This window comes from Tepidiforma sp., from assembly GCF_034433535.1.
In the GTDB taxonomy this organism is placed as follows: domain Bacteria; phylum Chloroflexota; class Dehalococcoidia; order Tepidiformales; family Tepidiformaceae; genus Tepidiforma.
Window position 1 is genome coordinate 1 of sequence record NZ_DAOUAO010000122.1, and the last position, 21616, is coordinate 21616.

Consider the following 21616-nt stretch of genomic DNA (forward strand, 5'->3'; position numbering starts at 1 on the left):
CAGCCCATCACCACCAGCGGCGCCGTGGCGAAGCCGTACTCCTCAGCGCCGAGGAGCGCGCCGATGATGACGTCGCGGCCGGTCTTCATCTGGCCGTCGACCTGCACAACGATGCGGTCGCGCAGGCGGTTCATCACAAGCGTCTGCTGGGTCTCGGCGAGGCCGAGCTCCCACGGCAGACCGGCGTGCTTAATCGACGTGAGCGGGCTCGCGCCGGTGCCGCCGTCGTGACCGGAAATCAGGACGTGGTCGGATTTGGCCTTAGCGACGCCGGCCGCGACCGTGCCCACGCCGACCTCCGCGACGAGCTTCACGCTGATGCGGGCCCGCGGGTTGGCGTTCTTGAGGTCGTGGATGAGCTGGGCGAGGTCCTCGATCGAGTAGATATCGTGGTGCGGCGGCGGGCTGATCAGGCCCACGCCCGGGGTGGCGTGGCGGACCTCCGCGATCCACGGGTACACCTTTTTGCCGGGCAGCTGGCCGCCTTCGCCGGGCTTGGCGCCCTGGGCCATCTTTATCTGGATCTCGTCGGCGTTGACGAGGTACTCGCTGGTGACGCCAAAGCGGCCGGAGGCGACCTGCTTGATGGCGCTGCGGCGGGAGTCGCCGTTGGGGTCGGGCGTGTAGCGCCGGCGGTCCTCGCCGCCCTCGCCGGTGTTGCTCTTGCCGCCGATGCGGTTCATGGCGATGGCGAGCGTCTCGTGGGCCTCGGCGCTGATGGAGCCGAAGGACATGGCGCCGGTCGCGAACCGCTTGAAGATGTTCTCCGCCGGTTCGACTTCCTCGATTGGGATTGGGGGCCGGTCGGACTTCAGCTCGAAGAGGCCGCGCAGGGTGGCCATCCGGCGGCTCTGGTCGTCCACGAGGCGGGTGTACTCGCGGAAGATTTCGAACTGGCCGGTGCGGGTGGAGTGCTGGAGGCGGAAGACCGTCTCCGGGTTGAAGAGGTGGTACTCGCCGTCGCGGCGCCACTGGTACTGGCCGCCCCAGGCAAGCTCGCGCAGGCCGCCGTCGCGTTCGGGGAACGCCCGCTGGTGATGCGCGAGCACCTCCATGGCAACCTCGTGGATGCCGATGCCGCCGATGCGGGAGACCGTGTTGGTGAAGTAGCGGTCGATGAACTCCTCGGAGAGGCCGACCGCCTCGAAGATCTGGGCGCCGCGATAGCTGTGGATGGTCGAGATGCCCATCTTGGACATGACCTTTACGACGCCCTTCTTGATCGCCTTGAGGTAGTTGGCGCGGAGCTTCTCGATGGGGTAGTTGGCGGTGATGTAGCCGTCTTCGCGCACCTGCTCGAGGGAATCCAGCGCGAGGTACGGGTTCACCGCGCCGGCGCCGTAGCCGATGAGCAGGGCGAAATGGTGCACCTCGCGGGCGTCTCCGGTCTCCACGATGAGCCCGACGCGGGTGCGCTTTTTCTCGCGCACGAGGTGGTTGTGGAGGCCCGCCACCGCCAGGAGCGACGGGATCGGGGCATGCTCGGCATCGACGCCGCGGTCCGAGAGGATGAGGATTTTCGCGCCCTCGTCGATGGCGCGGTCGGCGGCGCGGCAGAGCTCCTCCATCGCGGCTTCGAGGCCGGCCGGGCCGGCCTTCGCCGGGAAGAGCATCGGAATCACGGTGGCGCGCAGGGCGTGGTCCTTGAGCGCCTTGAACTTGGCCAGCTGCTCGTTGTCGATGAACGGGCTTTCGAGGCTGACCAGGTGGCAGCTCTCCGGCTCGGGGTCGAGCAGGTTGCCCTCAGGGCCGATGACCGTCTTGACCGAGGTGACCAGCTCCTCGCGGATGGCGTCGAGCGGCGGATTCGTCACCTGTGCGAACAGCTGGTGGAAGTAGTTGTAGAGCGGCTGCGGCCGGTCGCTGAGCACCGCGAGCGGGGTATCGGTGCCCATGGAGCCAACCGCTTCCTCGCCGTTCTCCGCCATCGGCCCGAGGTGGTATTTCTCGTCCTCGATGGTGTAGCCGAAGGCCATCTGCTGCTGCAGGAGCACGTCAGGCGGCGGGGGCGGCGGCGTCTCGGTGGCGGGGATGTCGTCGATGCTGATGAGGTTCTGCTTCAGCCATTCGGCGTAGGGCCGCTCGTTGGCGAGCTTCATCTTGAGCTCGGTGTCGTCGATGATGCGGCCCTCTTCGAGGCTGATGAGGAACATCTTGCCCGGCTGGAGGCGGCCCTTGTGGAGCACGCGCTCCGGCTCGATGGGGAGCACGCCCACCTCGGACGCCATGATGACGAGGTCGTCTTTGGTGACGTAGTAGCGGGACGGCCGGAGGCCGTTGCGGTCGAGCACCGCGCCGATGCTCCGCCCGTCGGTGAAGGCGACGGACGCGGGGCCATCCCACGGCTCCATCAGGCAGGAGTGGTACTCGTAGAAGGCCTTCTTGGCGGGGTCCATGGACGCGTGGCCCTGCCAGGCCTCGGGGATGAGCATCATCATCGCGTGGGGCAGGCTGCGCCCGGCCATCACGAGCAGCTCCAGCGCTTCGTCGAGGCTGGCCGTGTCGCTCCCGTGTTCGTTGATGACCGGGAGGATCTTGTTGATGTCCTCGAAGAGCGGCGAGGCGAACAGCGCCTCGCGGGCGGCCATCCAGTTGCGGTTCCCGCGGAGGGTGTTGATTTCGCCGTTGTGGGCGATCATCCGGTAGGGATGGGCCAGCTCCCAGCTCGGGAAGGTGTTGGTGCTGAAGCGCGAATGGAACATCGCGAGGGCGCTGATGAGGTGCCGGTCGCTGAGGTCCGGGAAGTACTCCCGCAGCTGGGTGGCAGTCAGCATGCCCTTGTAGACGATGGTGCGCGAGGAGAGGCTGGGGAAGTAGAACCATTCGGCGTCGCGGATGCCCCAGCGCTGGATGGCCTTTTCGAAGCGCTTGCGGATGACGTAGAGGCGCCGCTCGAAGGCATCATCATCGGCGATGTTGGAACCGCGGCCGATGAACACCTGCCAGATGTCCGGCTCGGCGGCGAGGGCGGTAGCGCCGAGCGAGGCGTTGTTGGTCGGGACGCGGCGCCAGCCGAGGAGGTGCTGCCCTTCTTCCTCCACAATGGCCGCGAAGAGCGCCCTGGCCTGGTCGGTGGCGCGCTGGTCGCGGGAGGCGAAGAAGAGGCCGGCGCCGTAGTGGCCGGCCTCGGGCAGGCGGATGCCGAGATGGGCGCACTCACGGCGGAAAAACTCGTGGGGCATCTGGATGAGGATGCCCGCACCATCGCCGGTGTTCGGTTCACTGCCCGAGGCACCGCGATGGTGGAGGTTCTCCAGCGCGGTCAGGCCGTCGAGCACGAGCTGGTGGGAGCGGTGCCCCTTCAGGTGGACGATGAAACCGACACCGCATGCGTCGTGTTCGAATCCCGGCCGGTAGAGCCCTCGCTGGGTGCGCCTGTCGGGTTGCTGCATCCTGTCCCCTCGCTGTGCGACTCACGATCGCGGGTCGATTACGAAAATGGAATGCCCGCCGGCGCGTACCGCAGGGGCGGGCGCCACTTGTGAAATACTTCGCAATCTCACGCGATGAAGTGGGTGAGCTTGAAGTATAACAGTTCGGGCTGGGGCGGTGTCGAGACCCTCGCGCGGGCCCGCGGTTTCGGCAGGATGCCGGCGTATAATCGCGCAAACGCAGCAGGAGGCCGCCCGTGTCTGAACCGTACTGGACGCCGGAGCGCCTGGAGGAACTGGTCAGCGCGCGGGCGAAGATTCTCGGCCCGCAGGTGTGGGCAGCCGCCACGCCCGACCCACGTCACCTGATTTCGTTCGCCGGGGGCCTTCCTGATATTCCCTCGCTCCCAGCCGAGCAGCTCCTGCGTGCAGCACACGCGGTGCTGGAACGCGAACGCAAGGAGGCGCTCGAATACGGCGGCACCTTCGGTCCCCTGCCGCTGCGAGAGGCCATCGCCGAGCGTGCCAACCGCCTCGAAGGGATCCCGGTGACGAAAGACCACGTCATCATCGCCAGCGGTTCGGCGCACGCCATCGGCATGGTCTGCGAGACGCTGCTGGACCCCGGCGATGTCGTGATGGTGGAAAGTCCCAATTTCCCCGGCTCGATGCGGACGATCCGGTCGTTCGGCGCCGAGCAGGTGGCCATCCCGCTGGACGAGGAGGGCATGCGCACCGATGTCCTCGCCGAGCGGCTGGCAGAGGTCGCGGAACGGGGGAAGCGGGCCAAGTTCATCTACTGCATCCCGAATCACCAAAACCCCGCAGGGTGCACGATGAGCCTCCGCCGCCGGGAGCACCTCCTTGAGCTGGCGCGCGACCACGGGACGTTCATCCTGGAGGACGACGCCTACGGCGAGCTGTGGTTCGAGGAGCCGCCCCCGCCGTCCCTTTTCGCCCTGAGCGGCGGGGAGCACGGCGTGAAGGTGGCGAGCTTTTCGAAGACCATCGCCACGGGGCTGCGGATGGGCTGGATCCAGGGGCCGCCGGCCTTGATCTCCCGCATCGCCGCCCTCCGGTACGACATGGGGACCAGCCCGTTCCTGGGCCGGGTCGTCGCCGAGATGATTCGCAACGGCGACCTCGACCGCCACATCGAGCGGCTGCGCGAGATCTACCGGCGGAAGCTGGAGCGGGTGGAGGCGGCCATCGCCCGCTACTGCGCGCCCTATGTTTCGTACACGCGGCCGAAGGGCGGGTTCTTCCTCTGGCTGGCGCTGCGGCCGGGGTTGAGCTCGCGCGAGGTGCAGCTGGCCGCCAACGAACGCGGGGTCATTGTGGGTCAGGGCCCCCAGTTCTTCGCGGATGGCCAGGCGACCAACCACCTGCGCCTCGCGTTCAGTTATGTCCCAATGGAGGAGATCGAGGAGGGCATCCAGCGCCTCGGGGAGGCGATGGCGGAGGTCGCGGAACGCGCCGGCGGCAAGTAGCCCACTGCTCCCCGGCGTAGAATGCGGCGCACCATGCCGCCCGGGGGGAACCGATGGCCGTTCTGCAACTTGGCTCGGTAGAAATCCAGCCGCTGCTCGATGCGCCGGTGCTGATGGACCCGCACCGGTTCATGCCCCAGCACGCATCCCGCATCCTCGAGGAGTTCGGGCACCAGGCCGACGCGCGCGGCCTGTTCACCATGGCGGTGACGTGCTACCTGGTGCGTTCCGCCGGGAAGACGATCCTCATCGACACCGGGCTTGGGAGCCGCAGGCGGCCGGGCTTCCCGGTCGGGCGGCTCGATGGCGCGCTCGCGGATGCCGGGGTCGCCCCCGGGGATATCGACCTCGTGGTGCACACGCACCTCCACATCGACCACGTGGGCTGGAACACGGTGGACCGCCAGGGCGGCGCGCGGGAGGTGTTCTTCCCGCGCGCCGAGTTCGTCATCCAGCGGGCCGAATGGGACTACTGGATGCAGCCGGAGCGCATGCACGAGCCCGGCAACGAGCACCTGGTCGAGTGCGTCGAGCCGCTCCGCCACACCGGCCGCATCCGCTTCGTGGAGGGTGAGGATGCGATCGACGAGCACCTGGTCTTCGTCCCGACACCGGGCCACACGCCGGGGCACGTCGCGATCGGCATCGTCGATGGTCCGGAGCGCGGGATCATCATCGGCGACGCCTCGCACCACCCGATGCAGCTGCTGCACCCTGACTGGTCGCCGGCCTTCGACGTCGACCCGGTCCTCTCGGCGAAGACGCGCGACGCGCTCTTCGACCGGGTCATCGCCGAAGGGCGGACGCTGCTTGCCGGGCACTGGCCGTTCCCCGGCATCGGCCGCCTGGTGCGCCGGGACGGCGTGCGCGTTTTCGAGCCGCTCGGCTGAGCGGTTGCCGCGGACGCGCGCCGGGGCTAGCGTTGCGCCATGCGGCGGGTCGCATGGTTCGTGCTCCTGGCGTTCCTCCTTGGTGCCGACTCCGGGTTGAGCGGGTCCCCGGCACTTGCTGCGGGGTCGATCGTCGTGACCTCGACCGCTGACACTGCGGGCACCTGCCCCCACCCGACCCAGTGCACGCTGCGGGCAGCGATCCAGGCCGTCAACGACGGCAGCGATGGTGACCCGGCGACCATCAGCTTTGCGCCCGGCATCTTTGAACCGGAAGCGCCGGGGGTCATCGAGATCGGCACCACGCCGCTGCCGGCCCTCTCACGAGCGGGGGGCGTGATCGACGCCACCGGGCGCGGCGTGGTGCTGCGGCGGGCCGGGGTCAGCATCAGCGGGTCGCACGATGGGCTGCGGCTGACCGGCGCCGGGGCGACCGTGCTGGGGCTGACCATCGAGGGCTTCGGCGGCACCTGCCTGGCCGCCAGCGGAGAGGGGGCGCGGATCGGCGGTCCGGGCGCCGGCAACCGCTTCGTCGATTGCGGCGTGGCGGTGCTGGCAGATGGCCCCGGCGCCCAGGTGGAGGGCAACGTCATCACCGTCAGCTCACCGAACGACACGCAACGGGTCGGCGTGGCGGTGACCGCCTCCAACGTGCAGGTCGGCGGACCGCCGGGCAGCGGGCGCGGGAATATCATCAGCGGCCCCTCGGTGGGGGTGCGGATTGCCGGCCCGGCCGCCCCGCCGGTCACGGGCGTTACGGTAGAAGGCAACGAACTCCGCGACGGCGATGGCCCGGGACAGGCGATGGAGCGGTGCATCGAACTCAGCGGGGCGGTCGGCCCGGCGCTCGTGCGGCTGAACGCGGTCGGCCCCTGCGGTGCGGGGGTGGTGCTCACGCCGGCGGAGGAGGACTCGCGTGCCCCGCGGGGGGTCACCATCAGGTCGAACGAATTTTCCGGGTTGCGCGGACCGGCGATCGACCTCGGCGCGGATGGGGCTGGCACGCCGGGTAGCGCGGAGCCACCCGGGCCGAACGACTGGGCTCAGGCGCCGAACATCACGCGGGCCGTCGGCACGGCGGTCGAGGGGAGCGCCTGCGCCGGCTGCCTCATCGAGCTCTACCTCGCGTTCCACACGCCGGGCGGGGTCGGCGATTACGGCACGGTGTCGCTGGGTTCGCCCGTGCCTGCCGACGAGAGCGGGCGTTTTTCGGCGGCCGTCGCGGGGCTGAGCCCCGGGCAGTGGCTGGTCGCAACGGCGACCGACAGCCAGGGCAATACGAGTGAGTTCAGCGCCCCGGCGCGGGTCGGCGCGGGCGCGATCCCGTGCGGGGCAATGATGCTGCGCCCGGGGTGGAACCACGTGGCCTACTTCGGGGCGCAGCCGCTGGCTCTCGGGAACAGCTTCCCGCCGGGACAGCCGGGCGCCGTCACGGCCATCTACCGGTACGTCGATGGGACGGGCGGCTACGAGCGCTGGCTGGCCGGCACGACCATCGGAAGGACGCTGACCGCGCTGGAGCCGGGCGAGGAGTACTGGGTGCTCGCAACCGCGCCGGCCACGGTCGAGGGCGGGTTCTCGGTGAGCTTCCCGGTGCCGGTGGCCCTCCAGGCCGGCTGGAACGACTTCACCTACCTCGGGGCCTCGGCCGACCCGCGCGACGCACTGGCTTCGCTCGCAGGAAGGGTTCGAACGCTCGCCCGCTGGGATGCGGACCGGCAGGCGTGGCTTCGCTATGGCAACGAGACTATCCCCGCGTGGGCCCAGGAGCTGACGGAGGTTACCGCCTGCGCGGTCTACCAGATCGAAGTGGCGGAGCCGGCGACCCTGGCACCGCTCCAGCCCTGAGCGCGTATACTCGGCCGCCATGACGATCGAGATTCGCCCCTGCGCCGACCGGGAGGAGCTTCAGGAGTACGCCCGGATCGTGTCGTATGTCTTCGCCTCGTCCGAGGGCATGGACGAAGAGCTTGCCAGCACCCAGCCCGACTGGACGGTCTGCGCGTTCGTCGATGGGCGGATGGCTTCGACCCTGGGCATGTTCCCGTTCACGGTGCGCCTGAATGGCGCGCCAGTGCCGATGGCGGGGGTGACCGCGGTCGGGACGCTGCCGAACTACCGACGCCGCGGCCTGCTGCGGATGACGATGCGCCGCGCGTTCGAGGTGATGCGGGAGCGCCGCCAGCCGCTGGCGATCCTCTGGGCGAGCATGGGCGCGATCTACCAGCGCTTCGGGTACGGCCTGGCTTCGACGCACGTCTCGTATCGTTTCGACCCCCGGCTGGCCGGCTTCGCGAACCCGGCGCCCCCGGCATCAGGCCGCGTGGAGCTCCTGACGCCCGAAGAGGCACTGCCGGAGCTGAAACGGATCTACATCGCGTGGGCGACGCCGAGAAACCTGTGCATCCACCGCTCGACCGAGCTGTGGCGGGTCTCGACCCTTCGGCCGCGGAAGAAGGGCCTGCCGGTCCACGTCGGGCTCTACCGGAGCGCGGACGGCGAACCGACAGGTTATGTCGTTTACACGGCCGAGAACGTCGACCACCAGCCCGACGAGGGGGAGCAGGAGCTGCGCGTGGCCGATTTCGTGGCGCTCGACCCGGAGGCCTACGGCGCGCTCTGGCAGTTCCTGCGATCGCACGACCTGGCGCGGCGGATTGAGTTCGCGCGGGTGGCGCCGGACGACCCGGCACCGGCGCTGCTGCTCGAGCCGCGCGCGCTGAACCGGCGGACCGCCGACGCCATCTGGATGCGTGTGGTGGATGCGGACGCCGCGCTGGCTGCCCGGCCCTACGGTGCACGCGGAGAGCTGGTAATTCGCATCGACGGCGACGAATTCTGCCCGTGGAATGAGGGCACCTGGCTGCTGGAAACCGATGGGGCCGCGACTGAAGCACGTCGGACGGAGCGCGAGCCGGACATTACGCTCCGCCCGGCGGTGCTGGCGTCGCTGCTGGCCGGGCACCGGAGCGCAACCTTCCACGCGCGCGCAGGTCAGCTCGTCGCACGTGACGCTGGGGTCCTGCGGCGGGCGGACGACCTGTTCCGGGCCGAGTACGAACCGTACTGCCCGAACAGCTTCTAGCGGTCGGCCGAGCCGACCAGCCCGAGGTAGCGGTCGCGGTCAACGGCGCGCGCCGGGCGATGCTTCACATCATCAGGGCCCATGGCGCGCAGCCAGGTCGCGAACTCGAGCAAGATGCCGTCCGGGTCCTGGAAGTAGAACGACCGGATGAAGACGCCGTCGTGGAGTTCGCGGGAGACCTGCCGGGGGCTGTCATCGTGGTTGATGATGGGCGTGACGTGGACGCCCTTTGCCTTCAGCTTCGCGTGGTACTCCTCGAACTTATCGGCCGGGACGTTGAACGCGACGTGGTTCATCGAGCCGTGCGCGCTCACCATTTCGCCTTCCCCGGGCATGCCAGCCGGTGCGGAGATGCCCGGCGCGGCCTCGGGCGCGTTGGGGAACCAGAAGAAGGCGAGCGAGTCGCCGTTGCCGATGTCGAAGAAGAAGTGCTGGCCCATGTTGTTGGGCAGCTCGATGGTCTTGATCAGCGGCATGCCGAGGACGTTCGTGTAGAAGTCGACGGTCCGCTCCATGTCGCGGCAGACAAGGGCAAGGTGATTGATGCCGCGAATCTCGAACTCGGGGTTGGTGCGTTCCATACTGCTGCCTCCATCGACCGGCTCCAGCACCGGCGGATGCGCTCAGCTTACACGAAGCGGCGCCGCGCCTGTACAGGGCGTCCAAAAGATTGTCCGGCCGATTCGCCCGGGTCGGCTCAGTCGATGTCCTGTCGCCGGTTGCCGAATCGGTCCCAGTGGGTGATCGGGCCAAGCGGCTTGCGCGGGGCGACGCCAAACCTCCCGCGGGGGCGGCCCATTGGCACGAGTGCCGCCAGCTCGAAACGGGGCGGGATATTCAGCAGCTCGCGAAACTCGTGCTGGTAGACACGAATGACCGTCGTCAGCGTGGTGCCGATGCCGAGCGCGCGGGCGGCCAGCATGAAGTTCTGGACCGCCGGGTAGACCGATGCGTAGGGGGTGCCGACATCGAGCGGTCCCTGGTCGTCTTCGAGGGTCATGGAGATATTGGGCATGAGGAACGCCACCAGCACCGGCGCGCGGCCGATGTTCCGTGCCAGGTGGCGCGACGATTCGAGCACGCGGCGGTGGCGCTCGGCTTCCGCCTCGTCGCGAAAGGGCGGCGTGGCCGCGAGCATGCGGGGTTCGTAGCGCTCGTAGGCGCGCCGGTAGAGCTCGCCGACCCGTTCGCGGAGGTCCGGGTCGCGGATAACGAGGAACTGCCATGGCTGGATGTTACCGCCGCTGGGGGCCTGCCGCGCGGCGCGCAGGCAGGTGAGCACCTCGTCGTCGGTGACCGGCTCGTCAGTGAACCGGCGGATGGCGCGGAGGGTCATGATGCCTTCGAGCAGGTCCATGCGCGGCGCTCCTAGAGCATGAAGGTGTCGGTGGGGAGCCCGAGCATGATGCGCCCGACGACTTCGTACGTGGGCTGCCCGACCATGACGTGCTGGGTGAGGGTGTGGATATCGCGGAAGTGGCGCTGCAGCCGGCTGGTCTCGTAGATGGAAGTGCCGCCGCCGAGGTTGTAGCAGATATCGACGGCCCGGGCGCACTGGAGGGCGGCGTTGGTGGCAGCGAGGCGAAGGCGGGCGCGGTCCTCGATGGTGAGCGGGTCGCCGGCGGCGGCTCGCTCCCATGCGTGACCGACGGTCTCGAACAGGAAGGCCCGGGCCGAGCCGAGGAGCGCCTCCGCCTCGGCGATGCCGGACTGGGCGGCGGCCCGTTCGGCGAGCGGACGGCGGCTGCCGGTGGGGGTCTTTCCGCGGGCGAGGACGAGCAGCTCATCGATGGCGTCGCGGGCGATGCCGAGCCCGACAGCGGCGACCCCGAGGGCCAGCAGGCCGTACAGGGGGAACCGGTAGAGCGGCCCCTCGGCCCAGGGCCGGGCCGCACCGATCGGGACCGTGCGGTATTCGGGCACAAAGGCGTCGACCACCTCGTAGTCGTGGCTCCCCGTGCCGCGCAAGCCGGAAACGTGCCACGTATCGTGGATGCGGTAGTCGCCGGCCGGGAAGAAGAACATGCGCAGGTGGGGCACGTTGCCGTCCAGCAATTCAGGGCGCCCGTCGTTGCCGACGACGGGCGAGCCGCCCAGCAGCCAGGTGCAGTGCGGCGAACCGCTGCCGTAGGCCCAGCGGCCGGTGACGCGGTAGCCGCCGTCGACGCGGGTCGCGTGGCCCTTCGGCATGAGCATGCCGCCGGTGATGGAATCGGGGTTGCCGTGAATCTCGACCGCGCCCTCCTTCGGGAGGAGGGCGGCGGTGATGCCGGTGGTGGCCGCGATCATCAGGCACCAGCCGGCCGAGCCGTCACCGCGGGCGACCGCCTCGATAGCGGCCACCAGTTCGGCCACGGTGGCTTCACCGCCCCCGATCTCGCGCGGCACCAGCATGCGGAAGAGTCCCGCCTGGCGCAGCGCATCGACGACCGGAGCCGCCAGCCGCCGACCGGCTTCGGTGGCATCGGCGTGCTCCCGGGCGAGTTTCGAGATGGCAACGGCGGCTTCGACAGGAGAGCGTTCCGCGACCTGCATGGAGACCTCCAGCGGTTGCGGAACGGTACCGCGGGTGACGCCCGGCCGGCAAGAGGTGAACTCAGGCGGCCTTGCGGGCGCCGAACGGCCAGAGCCGCCGGCGAGGCTTCTGTTCGGTCGATTCCTTTGGCGGGGCGAAACCGCGGCCGCACCCCTGGCAGTAGGCATAGACGTTCAGGTTTTCGCGGCCGCACCACGGGCAGGTTCGCATGGTGGTCCTCCTTCTGGTTGGTCGCGGCCGGCCGGCGCCGGGCCCTTGCAGCGACGATGATAGCCCCTAGCGGAAGCGTCGGGCGGCCAGGATCGGCCAGGTATCGACGACCTCGCCTCCGCGGCGCACGTAGTAGACGTCGTGAAGGTTGAGCGTGGTATCGCCGTGGCTCGGGATAAGCTCCACGCGGTCGCCGGGGCGCAGGCCCGCGACGCCTTCGCCGCTGAGGATGGCGTGCTCTTCGCTCAGGCGTGCCGCCTTCAGCCGGCCATCCGGGCTGAGCGGCGGCCCGAATTCGTTGGTGAGCGACTTGAGGCCGCAATCGGCGACGGCGTAGCGCTCCCGGACCGAGATGACGGTCGTCAGCAGCGTCAGCGCGAAGCGAAACCGGCCCGGCACGAACTCCTCGTTATGCAGGTCGTTGAAGACGTAGGTGCCGGCCTGGACCTCCGTGATGAACGGGAACGTTCGGGCCAGCTCGACGCTCGCCGTTCCGGAGGTCGAGACGATGGCCGGCGGGAGCCCGGCCTCGGCGAGGGCCTCCACGTGCGTGCCGACCACGCCCAGCGCTTCGCGAATCAGCGCCTCGCGTGCCTGCGGGTCGGACTGGCCATACATGTGGCCCTCGTAGCCCATGATGCCGCGGTAATCGATGCCGGCTTCGACCAGCCGCCGGGCGAGGCGAACGGTCTCGGCAGGCGAGGAGGTCCCGCAGCGGCGCAGGCCTGCGTCGACTTCGATCACGGCGGCGGCGCGGGTCCCGGCGCGGGCTGCGGCCTCAGCGAGGGCGTCGACGGTCGCATCCAAATCGACGGCCACGGTGATATCGACCCCGCGGGCGAGGAGGGCGGCGAGCCGGTTCACCTTCGGCTCGCCGATCACCTGGTTCGCCACCAGGATGGGGCCAAGCCCGGCATCGGCGAGGACCTCGGCTTCGCCCAATTTCGCCACGGTGATGCCGATCGCCCCGGCATCGAGCTGCATCCGCGCCACCTGCGGGCACTTCGGCGTCTTGAAGTGCGGGCGAAGGCGCACGCCGCTCCCGGCGAGCAGGCGCTGCATGGTGGCAATGTTGTCTTCGACCGCGTCGAGGTCGAGGAGCAGGGCCGGGGTGTCGATGTCGTCGATGCGCATGGCCGAGACTCTACCGGCAGGCGGGCGGGGGCGCCACGCTCAGCCCCGGGCGGCCTCGAGCGCGGCGTACTTGGCGCGGCGGGCTTCGCGGGCGCGAATCGAGGCATTGAGCTCCGTCTTGCGGATGCGAATCGACTTCGGCGTGACCTCGACCATTTCGTCAGCTTCGATGAGCGTCAGGGCGCGTTCGAGCGAGGGCGGCTGCGGCGGGACCAGCTTCACGGCGATATCGGCTGTGGAGCTGCGGATATTCGTGAGGTGCTTTGCCTTGCAAACGTTGACGTCGAGGTCGTTGTCGCGGGAGTGGAGGCCAACGACCATGCCGGCGTACACCTCATCGCCGGGGCTGATGAAGAGGATGCCGCGCTCCTGTGCATTGGCGATGCCGAAGGCGAGCGCCGTCCCGGTTTCGCTGGCGACGAGAGCGCCGTTGCGGTGGCGTGTGATTTCCCCGGCCCACGGGCGGTAGCCGAGGTACTCGGTGTTCATGATGCCTTCGCCGCCGGTGCCGGAGATGAAGGCATCGCGGAAGCCAATCAGCCCGCGGGTGGGAATATCGAACTCGAGCCGGACGCGACCGTCGTGGTCGGTGTGCATGCCTACCATCTGGGCTTTGCGACCGGAGAGCGTTTCGATGAGGAAGCCCGTGGCAGACTCGGGGGCTTCGATGTAGAGGCGTTCGAACGGCTCCTCGTGCCCGTTCGGGCCCTCGCGGACGATGACTTCCGGGCGGGTGACCGCAAACTCGTAGCCCTCGCGCCGCATGGTCTCGACGAGGATGGCGAGGTGCAGCTCGCCGCGGCCGCTGACGATGAACGCGTCGGGCGAGTCGCCTTCCTCGACGCGCAGGGCCACGTTGGTCTCGATTTCGCGGAACAGCCGTTCGCGGAGCTGGCGGCTGGTCACGAACTGCCCTTCCTGCCCGGCAAACGGCGAATCGTTCACGCGGAAGGTCATCTTGATGGCGGGCTGCTCGATGGCGATGGGCGGGAGCGGTTCGGTGACCTCCGGGTCGGCCAGCGTCTCACCGATGAGGACATCCGCGACCCCGGTGATGGCCACGATATCGCCGGCGCTGGCCGAGGGAATCTCCACACGGTCCAGGCCGCGAAAGCCGAACAGCTGAGCGACGCGGAACTGCTGGGGCGTGCCGTCGTGCGCAAAGCGCACGATGGGCATACCCGGGCGCACCGATCCGTCGCGGATACGGCCGATGGCGATGCGCCCGCGGTAGCTGTCATACATCAGCGTGGTGACGAGCATGCGGAACGGGGCGGCTTCGTCGCACTCCGGCCCGGGGATGGCCGCGAGGATGGCTTCGAACAGCGGCTCCATGGTGCCGCCGGTAACCCCGGGCTCGAGCCCGGCGTAGCCGTCCCGGGCATTGGCGTACAGCACCGGGAAATCGAGCTGGTACTCCTGTGTGGCGAGGTCAAGGAAAAGGTCGCTGGTCGCCTCGAGCACCTCGGCCGGGCGGGCGTTCGGCCGGTCAATCTTGTTGATGACCACGACGGGGTGCAGGCCGAGTTCGAGCGCCTTGCGGAGCACGAACTTTGTCTGGGGCATGGGGCCTTCGACCGCGTCGACCAATAGCAGACAGCCGTCGGCCATGTTGAGGACCCGTTCGACCTCTCCGCCGAAGTCCGCATGCCCGGGGGTATCGATGATGTTGATGCGCACGCCCCGGTACTCGACCGCGGCGTTCTTGGCCATGATGGTGATGCCCTTCTCGCGCTCAAGCGGGTTGGAATCGAGGATGAGCGAGCCCACCTGTTCGTTTTCGCGGAAGACGTTCGATTGTTTGAGCAGGGCATCGACGAGCGTCGTCTTGCCGTGGTCGACGTGGGCGATGATGGCGACGTTGCGCAGGTCGGCGCGGCGGGAGGACATAGCTCCAGTGTGCGGGAGGTCCTGCGCTCGGTGAAGCCGGCAGGCTGTCAGCGGCGGCCTTTGCGAATCCGCCGGCGCGGCCGCACACTGGTACCACGAAGTACGGAGGAGCCGCGATGAGCAGCAGCTACGACCTCATCCAGGAGCTGATTGCCGGCAAGCGACCGGACGCCGACCTGGTGCGCCCATCGGACATCATGCCGTTCGTCATCGAGAGCGACGGCCGCCGGGAACGGGCCTACGACATCTACTCGCTGCTCCTGAAGGAGCGGATCGTGTTCCTCGGGACGCCGATCGACGCGATGGTGGCGAACCTGGTGGTGGCCCAGCTCCTCTACCTGGCCCGCGAGGACGACGAGAAGGACATCATGATGTACATCAACTGCCCGGGCGGGAGCGTCACGGCCGGGCTGGCGATTTATGACACGATGAACCTCATCCGGCCGAACGTCTCGACCCTGTGCATGGGCCTGGCGGCGAGCATGGGCACGGTCATCCTCTGCTCGGGCACGAAGGGCAAGCGCTACGCGCTTCCCCACAGCACCATCCACCTGCACCAGGTGCTGGGCGGCGCGCAGGGCCAGGCACGCGACATCGAAATCCAGGCGCGGGAGACGCTCCGCCTGCAGCGCGTGCTCCGCACCATCATCCAGGAGCGCACCGGCCAGCCGATGGAGAAGATCGAGCACGACACGGACCGCGACTTCTGGCTTGACCCGCCGGCGGCGAAGGAGTACGGCCTGATCGACGAGATCCTCGAGCGGCCGCCCAGGGGCGAGAGCAGCCCGAACGGCAAGGTCGCCGCGAACTAGGACCACCGACGGTTCCGCATACGGAGTTCCGCATACGGAGAGGGGGCTGGCGCGATGCCAGCCCCCTCTCCGTGGCTTTCGAGCGGCGATTCGGACGGGCGCTGCTCAGGCGGCGCTGCCGGCAGCCTCCACCGCCTTCTTTGCGGCTTCGAACAGGCCCGTGGCGCGGATGAGCGGCAGGCCCGATTCCCTGATGAGCTGCTCGCCCTCGGCGAGGTTGGTGCCCACGAGGCGCATAACCACGGGCACCTTGATCTCCATCTGGCGGTGCGCCTCGATGACGCCCTGGGCGATGATGTCGACCCGCGCCATGCCGCCGAAGATGTTGACCAGGATGGCGCGGACGGAGGGATCTTCGAGGATGACCTTCAGGGCGTTGACCACGCGCTGCGGGTCGTTGACGGTGCCGATATCGAGGAAGTTGGCGGGTTCGCCGCCGGCCAGCTTGATGGTGTCCATGGTCGCCATGGCGAGGCCCGCGCCGTTGACCACGCAGCCGATATTGCCATCGAGCTTGATGAAGTTCGCGACCCCGAGCTCCTGCGCTTTGACCTCGAGCGGGTCCTCCTCGTCGCGGTCCCGCATGGCCGCGACCTCCTTCTGGCGGAAGAGCGCATTGTCGTCGATGTTCAGCTTGGCATCGACGGCCACCACCCGGCCGTCCGCGGTGAGGGCGAGCGGGTTAATTTCCACGAGGCTGGCATCGGTGGTCATGAGGGTGCGGTAGAGTCCTTCCACGACGCGGCCGAACTGGTCGGCCTGGTCGCCGCTGAAGCCGAGCCGCGCCGCCAGCGTCCGCCCGATGTAGGGCGAATAGCCCGCCGCGGCCGGGACCGGCATGCGGACAATCGCGTCGGGGTTGTTGTGGGCGACGACCTCGATCTCCTGGCCGCCCTCGGCGGAGGCCATGATGAGCGGGCAGCCCTGCATGCCATCGATGATGGCCGCGAGGTAGTACTCCTTCGCGATGTCGGTTTGCTCCGCCACGAGGACGTGCTTGACGAGCTTACCCTCGGGCCCCGTCTGAATGGAAACGAGGTGCTTGCCGAGGATCGCCGCCGCGGCCTCTTCGGCCTCGGCGGGGGTATCGGCGAGGCGCACGCCGCCGACCCGTTCGCCGCGCACCTTGCCGGAGTAGTTGTCGGGGTCGCTGAGGAGCTTCTGGTACATCTCGGCCGTTTCGGACTGGGCGACCAGGCGCCCCTTGCCGCGACCGCCAGCGTGGATCTGGGCCTTCACGACGACTTTGCCGCCGAGCTCTTCGGCGATGCGGCGCGCCTCCTCGGGCGTGGCTGCGACGCGACCGGCAGTCACCGGGACGCCGTAACGGGCCAGCAGGTCGCGCGCCTGGTACTCATGAAGCTTCATGGGTTGCTCCGGTAGGGAATGCGCAGGGAAGCGTACCGCGTCCGCGCGCTAGCCGACACCTGCCCGGCGGACGAGGAGCACGGTGATGTTATCGTGACCGCCGCGGCGGTTGGCGAGGGCGACCAGGTCGCGGACGGCCGCGCCAGGGTCGTCGGCCCGGAGGGCAGCCGCCAGCTCATCGGGGGAGACCAGCGCATAGAGACCATCTGAAGCGAGGACGAGCCCTCCCCCAAGCGGGACGGATTCGCCGCCATCGGCTTCGACGCCGGGATCACAGCCGACGCTGCGGGTCAGGACATTCGCGAGGCCCGGCTCGCCGTCGGGCTCAGCGGCCAGATTATGGTCGCGCGAAATTTGCTTCAGCCTGGCGCCTTCAAGGGCGTACAGGCGGCTATCGCCGACGTTCGCCCAGTCGAAGCGGTCGCCCCGCAGGAGCGCGGCGACGAGGGTGGTGGCGGCACCCGGCGTACCGACGGAGATGGCAGCTTCATAAAGCAGCCTGTTTATGGCCTCGAAGGCCATTCGCAGGTTAAATGCGGACCCGGATTCGCGGGACTGTTCTGCCAGCGAGGCGAGCTGCTGCACGGCGAAGTTTGCCGCCCAGCGGCCGTTCGGGTGGCCGCCGAGGCCATCGGCGACAGCGCACAGGAGTCCATCGCCGACAGACACGATGAGGAGCGCATCCTGGTTCTCCTGCCGGCGCCTGCCGATGTCGGAAGCTCCGGCATAGACGAACCCGTTGGACTCCCCGGCAAGAAACATCATGAACCCCGGCGGCGGCCGTTCGCGGGACGGCGCGCCGCCGTCAAGTTTCTCCGCTTCTGCCGGGCGATGCTACCGCCGGGCGGCGGCCCAGCCCATGCCGACAAATGCGAGCGACGCCAGCAACGCCGCGGATGCGAGCCACAGGCCGCTGACCCCGCCATCGAGGGGCTGGCCGCTGCCGGCGGACGGCGGCCGCGGGGTCGGGGTGGCCGGGGGCTGTACGGTGGGCGTGGCACTGACGGCGGTGAGGTCGAGCTGATTGAGCTCGTAGTTGCGCCAGCTGCCTGACTGTGCCGCCGGCACGCCGCCGACGAGGAAGGTGACCGCCGCGTCAGGCGTGCCGCAACCGGGCTGGCTGGCGGCCCCCGGGACATCGATGGTGTAGCGCGACTGGCCGCCCTGGACGAAGACCGCGGTCACGCCGCAGCTGGCCGAGCCAACCCGCGCCTCGACCGGGGTGCCGGCCGGCGCGGGCTGGCCGTTGAGCGTGACGGTGCCGACGAACCGTGCGGGCGGCTCCGGCGGCGCCTGGGCAATCACGGCACCGGCGCCGAGGGTCACCGCTGCGAGCGTCGCCCCGGCTGCGATCGCTGCCTGGGATGCAAGGCGCAGTCCCGGCTGCACGTACTGAAGCATCAGACTTCCCTCCTGAGGTCGCGAGTATCCCCTTGCGGATACAACGAGTGTCGGGTGCGGGCCGGTTCAGAAAACGCACGAATTCGTTCGGCCGCGTAATCTGTGTGTGAAATCGGCCCGGGAGGAAAGCCCCCGAAAAGGCCTCAGCGCCCTGACGAGGCCGGCGGCCGCACCGCCGCGATCCGGTCGGCTCCCAGATAGCGGCGCAGGACCGCCGGGACCTCGATGCTGCCGTCGGGCTGCTGGTAGTTTTCCATGACGGCGATGACGGTGCGGGGCAAGGCAAGGCCGCTTGCGTTGAGCATGTGCGGGTGCCGCGGCGGCGCGTCCTGAGCAGGGCGATAGCGGATGTTCGCCCGGCGGGCCTGAAAATCGAGGCAGTTTGACGCGGAGCTCACCTCGAGCCACTCACCCTGCCCGGGTGCCCACACCTCGAGGTCGAACGTCCGCGCTGCGTTGAACCCGAGGTCGCCACTGCAGAGCGCTACTACCCGGTGCGGCAATTCGAGGGCGGCGGCGATGTGCTTCGCCCGCGAGACGAGGAGCTCGAGCTCAGCCGGGCTCTGGTCGGGCTCGCAATAGACGAACATCTCGACCTTTTCGAACTGGTGGCCGCGCTTGATGCCGCGAACATCGCGGCCGGCGCTCATCTTTTCCCGGCGGAAGCAGGGGGTGTGCGCGACGAACCGCTGCGGGAGCGAACCGGGCGGGAGGATCTCGTCGCGGTAGTAGTTGACGAGCGCGACTTCCGCGGTGGGGATGAAGTAGAAGTCCTCCTCGGCGTCGCGGTAGAGGTTGTCGCGGAACTTGGGCAGCTGGCCGGATGCCAGGAGCGAGGCTTCGTTCAGCATGTAGGGCACGTAGGCTTCGGTGAAACCGGCGGCGAGGTGCTCATCGAGCATGAACTGGATGAGGGCACGCTGGAGGCGGGCGAGCGGCCCCTTCAGGACATAGAAGCGCGACCCGGACATCTTCGCGCCGCGGTCGATATCGAGGCCGTCGACCATCGTTCCGAGCTCCCAGTGCGGGCGGGGCTCGAAATCGAACGGCCGGGGCTCGCCGATGGTCTCGACTACCACGTTGGAGGTCTCATCCGGGCCCTTTGGGACCGCCTCGTCGACGATGTTGGGAATTTCGTAGAGCCGCTGCTGGAGCTCCTCTTCGATTGCGCGCAGCTTCGCCTCGAGCCGTTCGATTTCCTCGCCCACGAGGCGCATCTCGGTGATGCGCACCTCGCGCTCGGCCGGGTCGCGGGTGGCGCCGATCGCCTTGCTGGCGGTGTTGCGCCGGGCGCGGAGGGACTCCACCTGCTGCAGCAGGGCCCGGCGCTGCTCATCGAGCTGGAGCACGCGGTCGATGTTGACCGGCGCGTTGCGGAGCAGCATGTCGCGGCGGACCCGCTCGGTGTGTTCGCGGATGAACTGGATGCTCAACATCAGGCGCGGTTCTCCCGTTCGGCAGCCTCGATGGCGCTGATGCCGAGGAGCCGAACGTCTTCGGCAACGGTCACGAGCGTACCATCGGGTGCGGGGAGTGCAAACGCGCCGGCAAGCCGCTCGGCATCGACCCAGAGGTGCGGCCCGTGGGGAATCGGAGCGTCGAAGTCGACGGCGCCGAGCGCACGGGTGAAGTAGACGTGGTCGATGTGCTGGTGGAACGGCTGGTCCGGCCGAACGATGTCTTCGATCAGGATGACGGCCGGCGGGGGAAGGACCAGCGGCCGCTCGACCCGCAGGAGACCGGGCGGCGGGATGACGGCAACCTCAAGACCGGCCTCCTCACGAGCCTCCCGCAGGGCGCCCTGAACCGGGTCCTCGTTCGGCTCGAGATGGCCGCCCGGGGGCAGCCACATGCGCAGCCCGCGGTGCCACAGGAGGAGCGTGCGGCCGCCGGCCACGATGTAGGCGGTCGCGGTGTGATGCCGTTCGACGCCGTCCATCAGTCCTCGAGGGAGCGCACCGGCGGGAAGAGGATCACTTCGCGAATCGACGATTGGCCGGTGAGCAGCATCACGAGGCGATCGATGCCCATACCGAAGCCGCCGGTCGGGGGCATCCCGTGTTCGAGGGCGAAGAGGAAATCCTCATCGACGAGCTCGACCTCGTCGTCACCGGCGGCCTTGAGGGCGAGCTGCTGCTCGAATCGCTGGCGCTGGTCGATCGGGTCGTTGAGCTCGGTGTAGGCGTTGCCGCATTCGAAACCGGCGATGAAGCACTCGAAGCGCTCGACGAGGCGGGGGTTGTCCGGCTTGCGCTTGGCCAGCGGCGAAAGCTCGACCGGGTAGTCCAGCAGGAAGGTCGGCCGGATGAGGTTGGGCTCGACGTAGTGCGACATGGCCTCATCGGCGAGTTTGCCGTAGCCCATGGTGTCCGCGACCGGCAGGCCGCGGCGTCGCAGCTCCGCGCGGAGGGAGTCGGCATTGGGAAACTGCTCGAGGTCCGGGCCGCCGAATTCTTTCAGGGCTTCGGTGAACGTGATCCGCTGCCAGGGCGGGTCCAGATTGATGCGGTGGCCTCGGAACTCGATGACAGTGGTGCCGAGGACGCGCCCCGCGACGGTGCTCACCATCTCCTCGGCCATGCGCGCCACGTCGAGGTAATCGGCGTAGGCCTCGTACGACTCGAGCATGGTGAATTCCGGGTTGTGCTTGAAGCTCATGCCCTCGTTGCGGAAGTTTCGGCCGATTTCGTAGACCCGTTCAAAGCCACCGACCAGCAGCCGCTTTAGGTGGAGTTCGAGGCTGATGCGGAGGACGCGCGGCTCATCGAGCGCGTTGAAGTGTGTCACGAAGGGGCGGGCTGCGGCGCCGCCTTCGGAAACCTGCAGGATTGGGGTTTCGACCTCGAGAAAGCCGCGGTCATCGAGGAAGCGGCGGACCGCGGCCACTGCCCGGCTGCGAATTTCGAAGACGCGGCGGGTTTCCTCGTTGGCCATGAGGTCGAGGTACCTGCGGCGCTGGCGGAGGTCGGGGTCGGAGAGGCCGTGGTACTTCTCGGGCGGGGCGTGGAGGGACTTGGTCAGCATCGTCCACGACTCGGCCTGGACGGTGGGCTGGCCGGTGCGCGTCCGGATCGGCGTGCCGGTGACCCCGATGAAATCACCGAGGTCCACCAGCCGGAGGAGGTCGTAGCGTTCGCACTGGTTGGCCCGCAGAAGCACCTGGAGGCGGCCTTCGCCGTCGAGCAGGTCGATGAAGGTGGCCTTGCCCATGTCGCGGCGGGCCATGACGCGGCCGGCGACGCTCACGGTGACCCCGGAGACTTCGGTCTCGCCCTCGGGCAGGGCCTCGACCATCGCGATAACCTGCCGGGAGGTGTGGGTGCGATGCCAGCGCGGCGGGTAGGGGTCGATGCCAAGGCGGCGCAGTTCTTCGAGCTTGGCGAGCCGCTGCGCCATCAATTCATCCACAGCGTTGCTCCTCAGGACGAC

At 68.8% G+C, this 21616-nt stretch carries 18 protein-coding genes; 5 read left to right on the plus strand and 13 right to left on the minus strand.

Annotated elements, in window-relative coordinates; translation table 11 throughout:
- On the minus strand, nucleotides 1-3392 hold a 3392-nt coding region (gene gltB / locus VAE46_RS06520; RefSeq protein WP_322796114.1), incomplete at its 3' end, for a glutamate synthase large subunit.
- A gap of 236 nt (nucleotides 3393-3628) precedes the next feature.
- On the opposite strand from gltB, the gene VAE46_RS06525 reads away from it, so the two are divergent.
- Genes VAE46_RS06525 through eis form a run of 4 tightly spaced genes read left to right on the plus strand, consistent with a single transcriptional unit; the run spans nucleotide 3629 to nucleotide 8836 of the window.
- The gene (locus VAE46_RS06525) at nucleotides 3629-4861 is read left to right on the plus strand and encodes a PLP-dependent aminotransferase family protein (RefSeq protein WP_322796115.1); all 1233 of its coding nucleotides are present in this window, start codon (nucleotides 3629-3631) and stop codon (nucleotides 4859-4861) included.
- Nucleotides 4862-4914: 53 nt separating this feature from the next.
- Nucleotides 4915-5751: an MBL fold metallo-hydrolase gene (locus tag VAE46_RS06530; RefSeq protein ID WP_322796116.1), complete on the plus strand. Its 837-nt coding sequence runs from the start codon at nucleotides 4915-4917 to the stop codon at nucleotides 5749-5751.
- A 39-nt stretch (nucleotides 5752-5790) separates the two neighbouring features.
- A complete protein-coding gene (locus tag VAE46_RS06535) occupies nucleotides 5791-7599 on the plus strand; it encodes a CSLREA domain-containing protein (RefSeq protein ID WP_322796117.1) in 1809 nt (602 codons plus the stop codon).
- Between the two features lie 19 nt (nucleotides 7600-7618).
- Complete coding sequence (gene eis, locus VAE46_RS06540; RefSeq protein WP_322796118.1) at nucleotides 7619-8836, plus strand: GNAT family N-acetyltransferase; 1218 nt, start codon at nucleotides 7619-7621, stop codon at nucleotides 8834-8836.
- On the opposite strand, the gene VAE46_RS06545 is transcribed toward eis, so the two are convergent.
- The 6 genes from VAE46_RS06545 to typA form a co-directional block, all read right to left on the minus strand.
- Nucleotides 8833-9417, minus strand: a complete 585-nt coding sequence (locus tag VAE46_RS06545) for a VOC family protein (RefSeq protein ID WP_322796119.1) — start codon at nucleotides 9415-9417, stop codon at nucleotides 8833-8835. The two genes, eis and VAE46_RS06545, sit on opposite strands and share 4 nt — an antisense overlap.
- Before the next feature lie 116 nt (nucleotides 9418-9533).
- Nucleotides 9534-10193, minus strand: a complete 660-nt coding sequence (locus VAE46_RS06550; protein WP_322796120.1) for a nitroreductase family protein — start codon at nucleotides 10191-10193, stop codon at nucleotides 9534-9536.
- 11 nt (nucleotides 10194-10204) lie between these two features.
- Entirely contained in the window at nucleotides 10205-11371 is a 1167-nt protein-coding gene (locus VAE46_RS06555; RefSeq protein ID WP_322796121.1) for an acyl-CoA dehydrogenase family protein, read from the minus strand.
- 61 nt (nucleotides 11372-11432) lie between these two features.
- Nucleotides 11433-11582, minus strand: a complete 150-nt coding sequence (locus VAE46_RS06560) for a hypothetical protein (protein WP_322796122.1) — start codon at nucleotides 11580-11582, stop codon at nucleotides 11433-11435.
- Between the two features lie 66 nt (nucleotides 11583-11648).
- Complete coding sequence (locus VAE46_RS06565) at nucleotides 11649-12716, minus strand: alanine racemase (protein WP_322796123.1); 1068 nt, start codon at nucleotides 12714-12716, stop codon at nucleotides 11649-11651.
- Nucleotides 12717-12755: 39 nt separating this feature from the next.
- Nucleotides 12756-14606, minus strand: a complete 1851-nt coding sequence (typA, locus tag VAE46_RS06570) for a translational GTPase TypA (RefSeq protein ID WP_322796124.1) — start codon at nucleotides 14604-14606, stop codon at nucleotides 12756-12758.
- 197 nt (nucleotides 14607-14803) lie between these two features.
- On the opposite strand from typA, the gene VAE46_RS06575 reads away from it, so the two are divergent.
- Nucleotides 14804-15418: an ATP-dependent Clp protease proteolytic subunit gene (locus tag VAE46_RS06575; RefSeq protein ID WP_416223949.1), complete on the plus strand. Its 615-nt coding sequence runs from the start codon at nucleotides 14804-14806 to the stop codon at nucleotides 15416-15418.
- A gap of 105 nt (nucleotides 15419-15523) precedes the next feature.
- Here VAE46_RS06575 and sucC read toward each other — a convergent pair whose 3' ends face one another.
- The 6 genes from sucC to lysS form a co-directional block, all read right to left on the minus strand.
- Nucleotides 15524-16786, minus strand: a complete 1263-nt coding sequence (sucC, locus tag VAE46_RS06580) for an ADP-forming succinate--CoA ligase subunit beta (protein WP_322796126.1) — start codon at nucleotides 16784-16786, stop codon at nucleotides 15524-15526.
- A 48-nt stretch (nucleotides 16787-16834) separates the two neighbouring features.
- Nucleotides 16835-17551 carry a PP2C family protein-serine/threonine phosphatase gene (locus VAE46_RS06585; protein WP_322796127.1) on the minus strand — a complete coding sequence of 239 codons (717 nt, stop codon included), beginning with the start codon at nucleotides 17549-17551 and terminating at the stop codon, nucleotides 16835-16837.
- A 69-nt stretch (nucleotides 17552-17620) separates the two neighbouring features.
- Entirely contained in the window at nucleotides 17621-18187 is a 567-nt protein-coding gene (locus VAE46_RS06590) for a hypothetical protein (protein ID WP_322796128.1), read from the minus strand.
- A 143-nt stretch (nucleotides 18188-18330) separates the two neighbouring features.
- Complete coding sequence (gene serS, locus VAE46_RS06595; protein ID WP_322796129.1) at nucleotides 18331-19623, minus strand: serine--tRNA ligase; 1293 nt, start codon at nucleotides 19621-19623, stop codon at nucleotides 18331-18333.
- Complete coding sequence (locus VAE46_RS06600) at nucleotides 19623-20126, minus strand: NUDIX hydrolase (protein WP_322796130.1); 504 nt, start codon at nucleotides 20124-20126, stop codon at nucleotides 19623-19625. The genes serS and VAE46_RS06600 overlap by 1 nt, the downstream gene beginning before the upstream one ends.
- Nucleotides 20126-21583, minus strand: a complete 1458-nt coding sequence (lysS, locus tag VAE46_RS06605; RefSeq protein WP_416223950.1) for a lysine--tRNA ligase — start codon at nucleotides 21581-21583, stop codon at nucleotides 20126-20128. Before lysS ends, VAE46_RS06600 begins: the two co-directional genes overlap by 1 nt.
- Nucleotides 21584-21616: the final 33 nt, after the last annotated feature.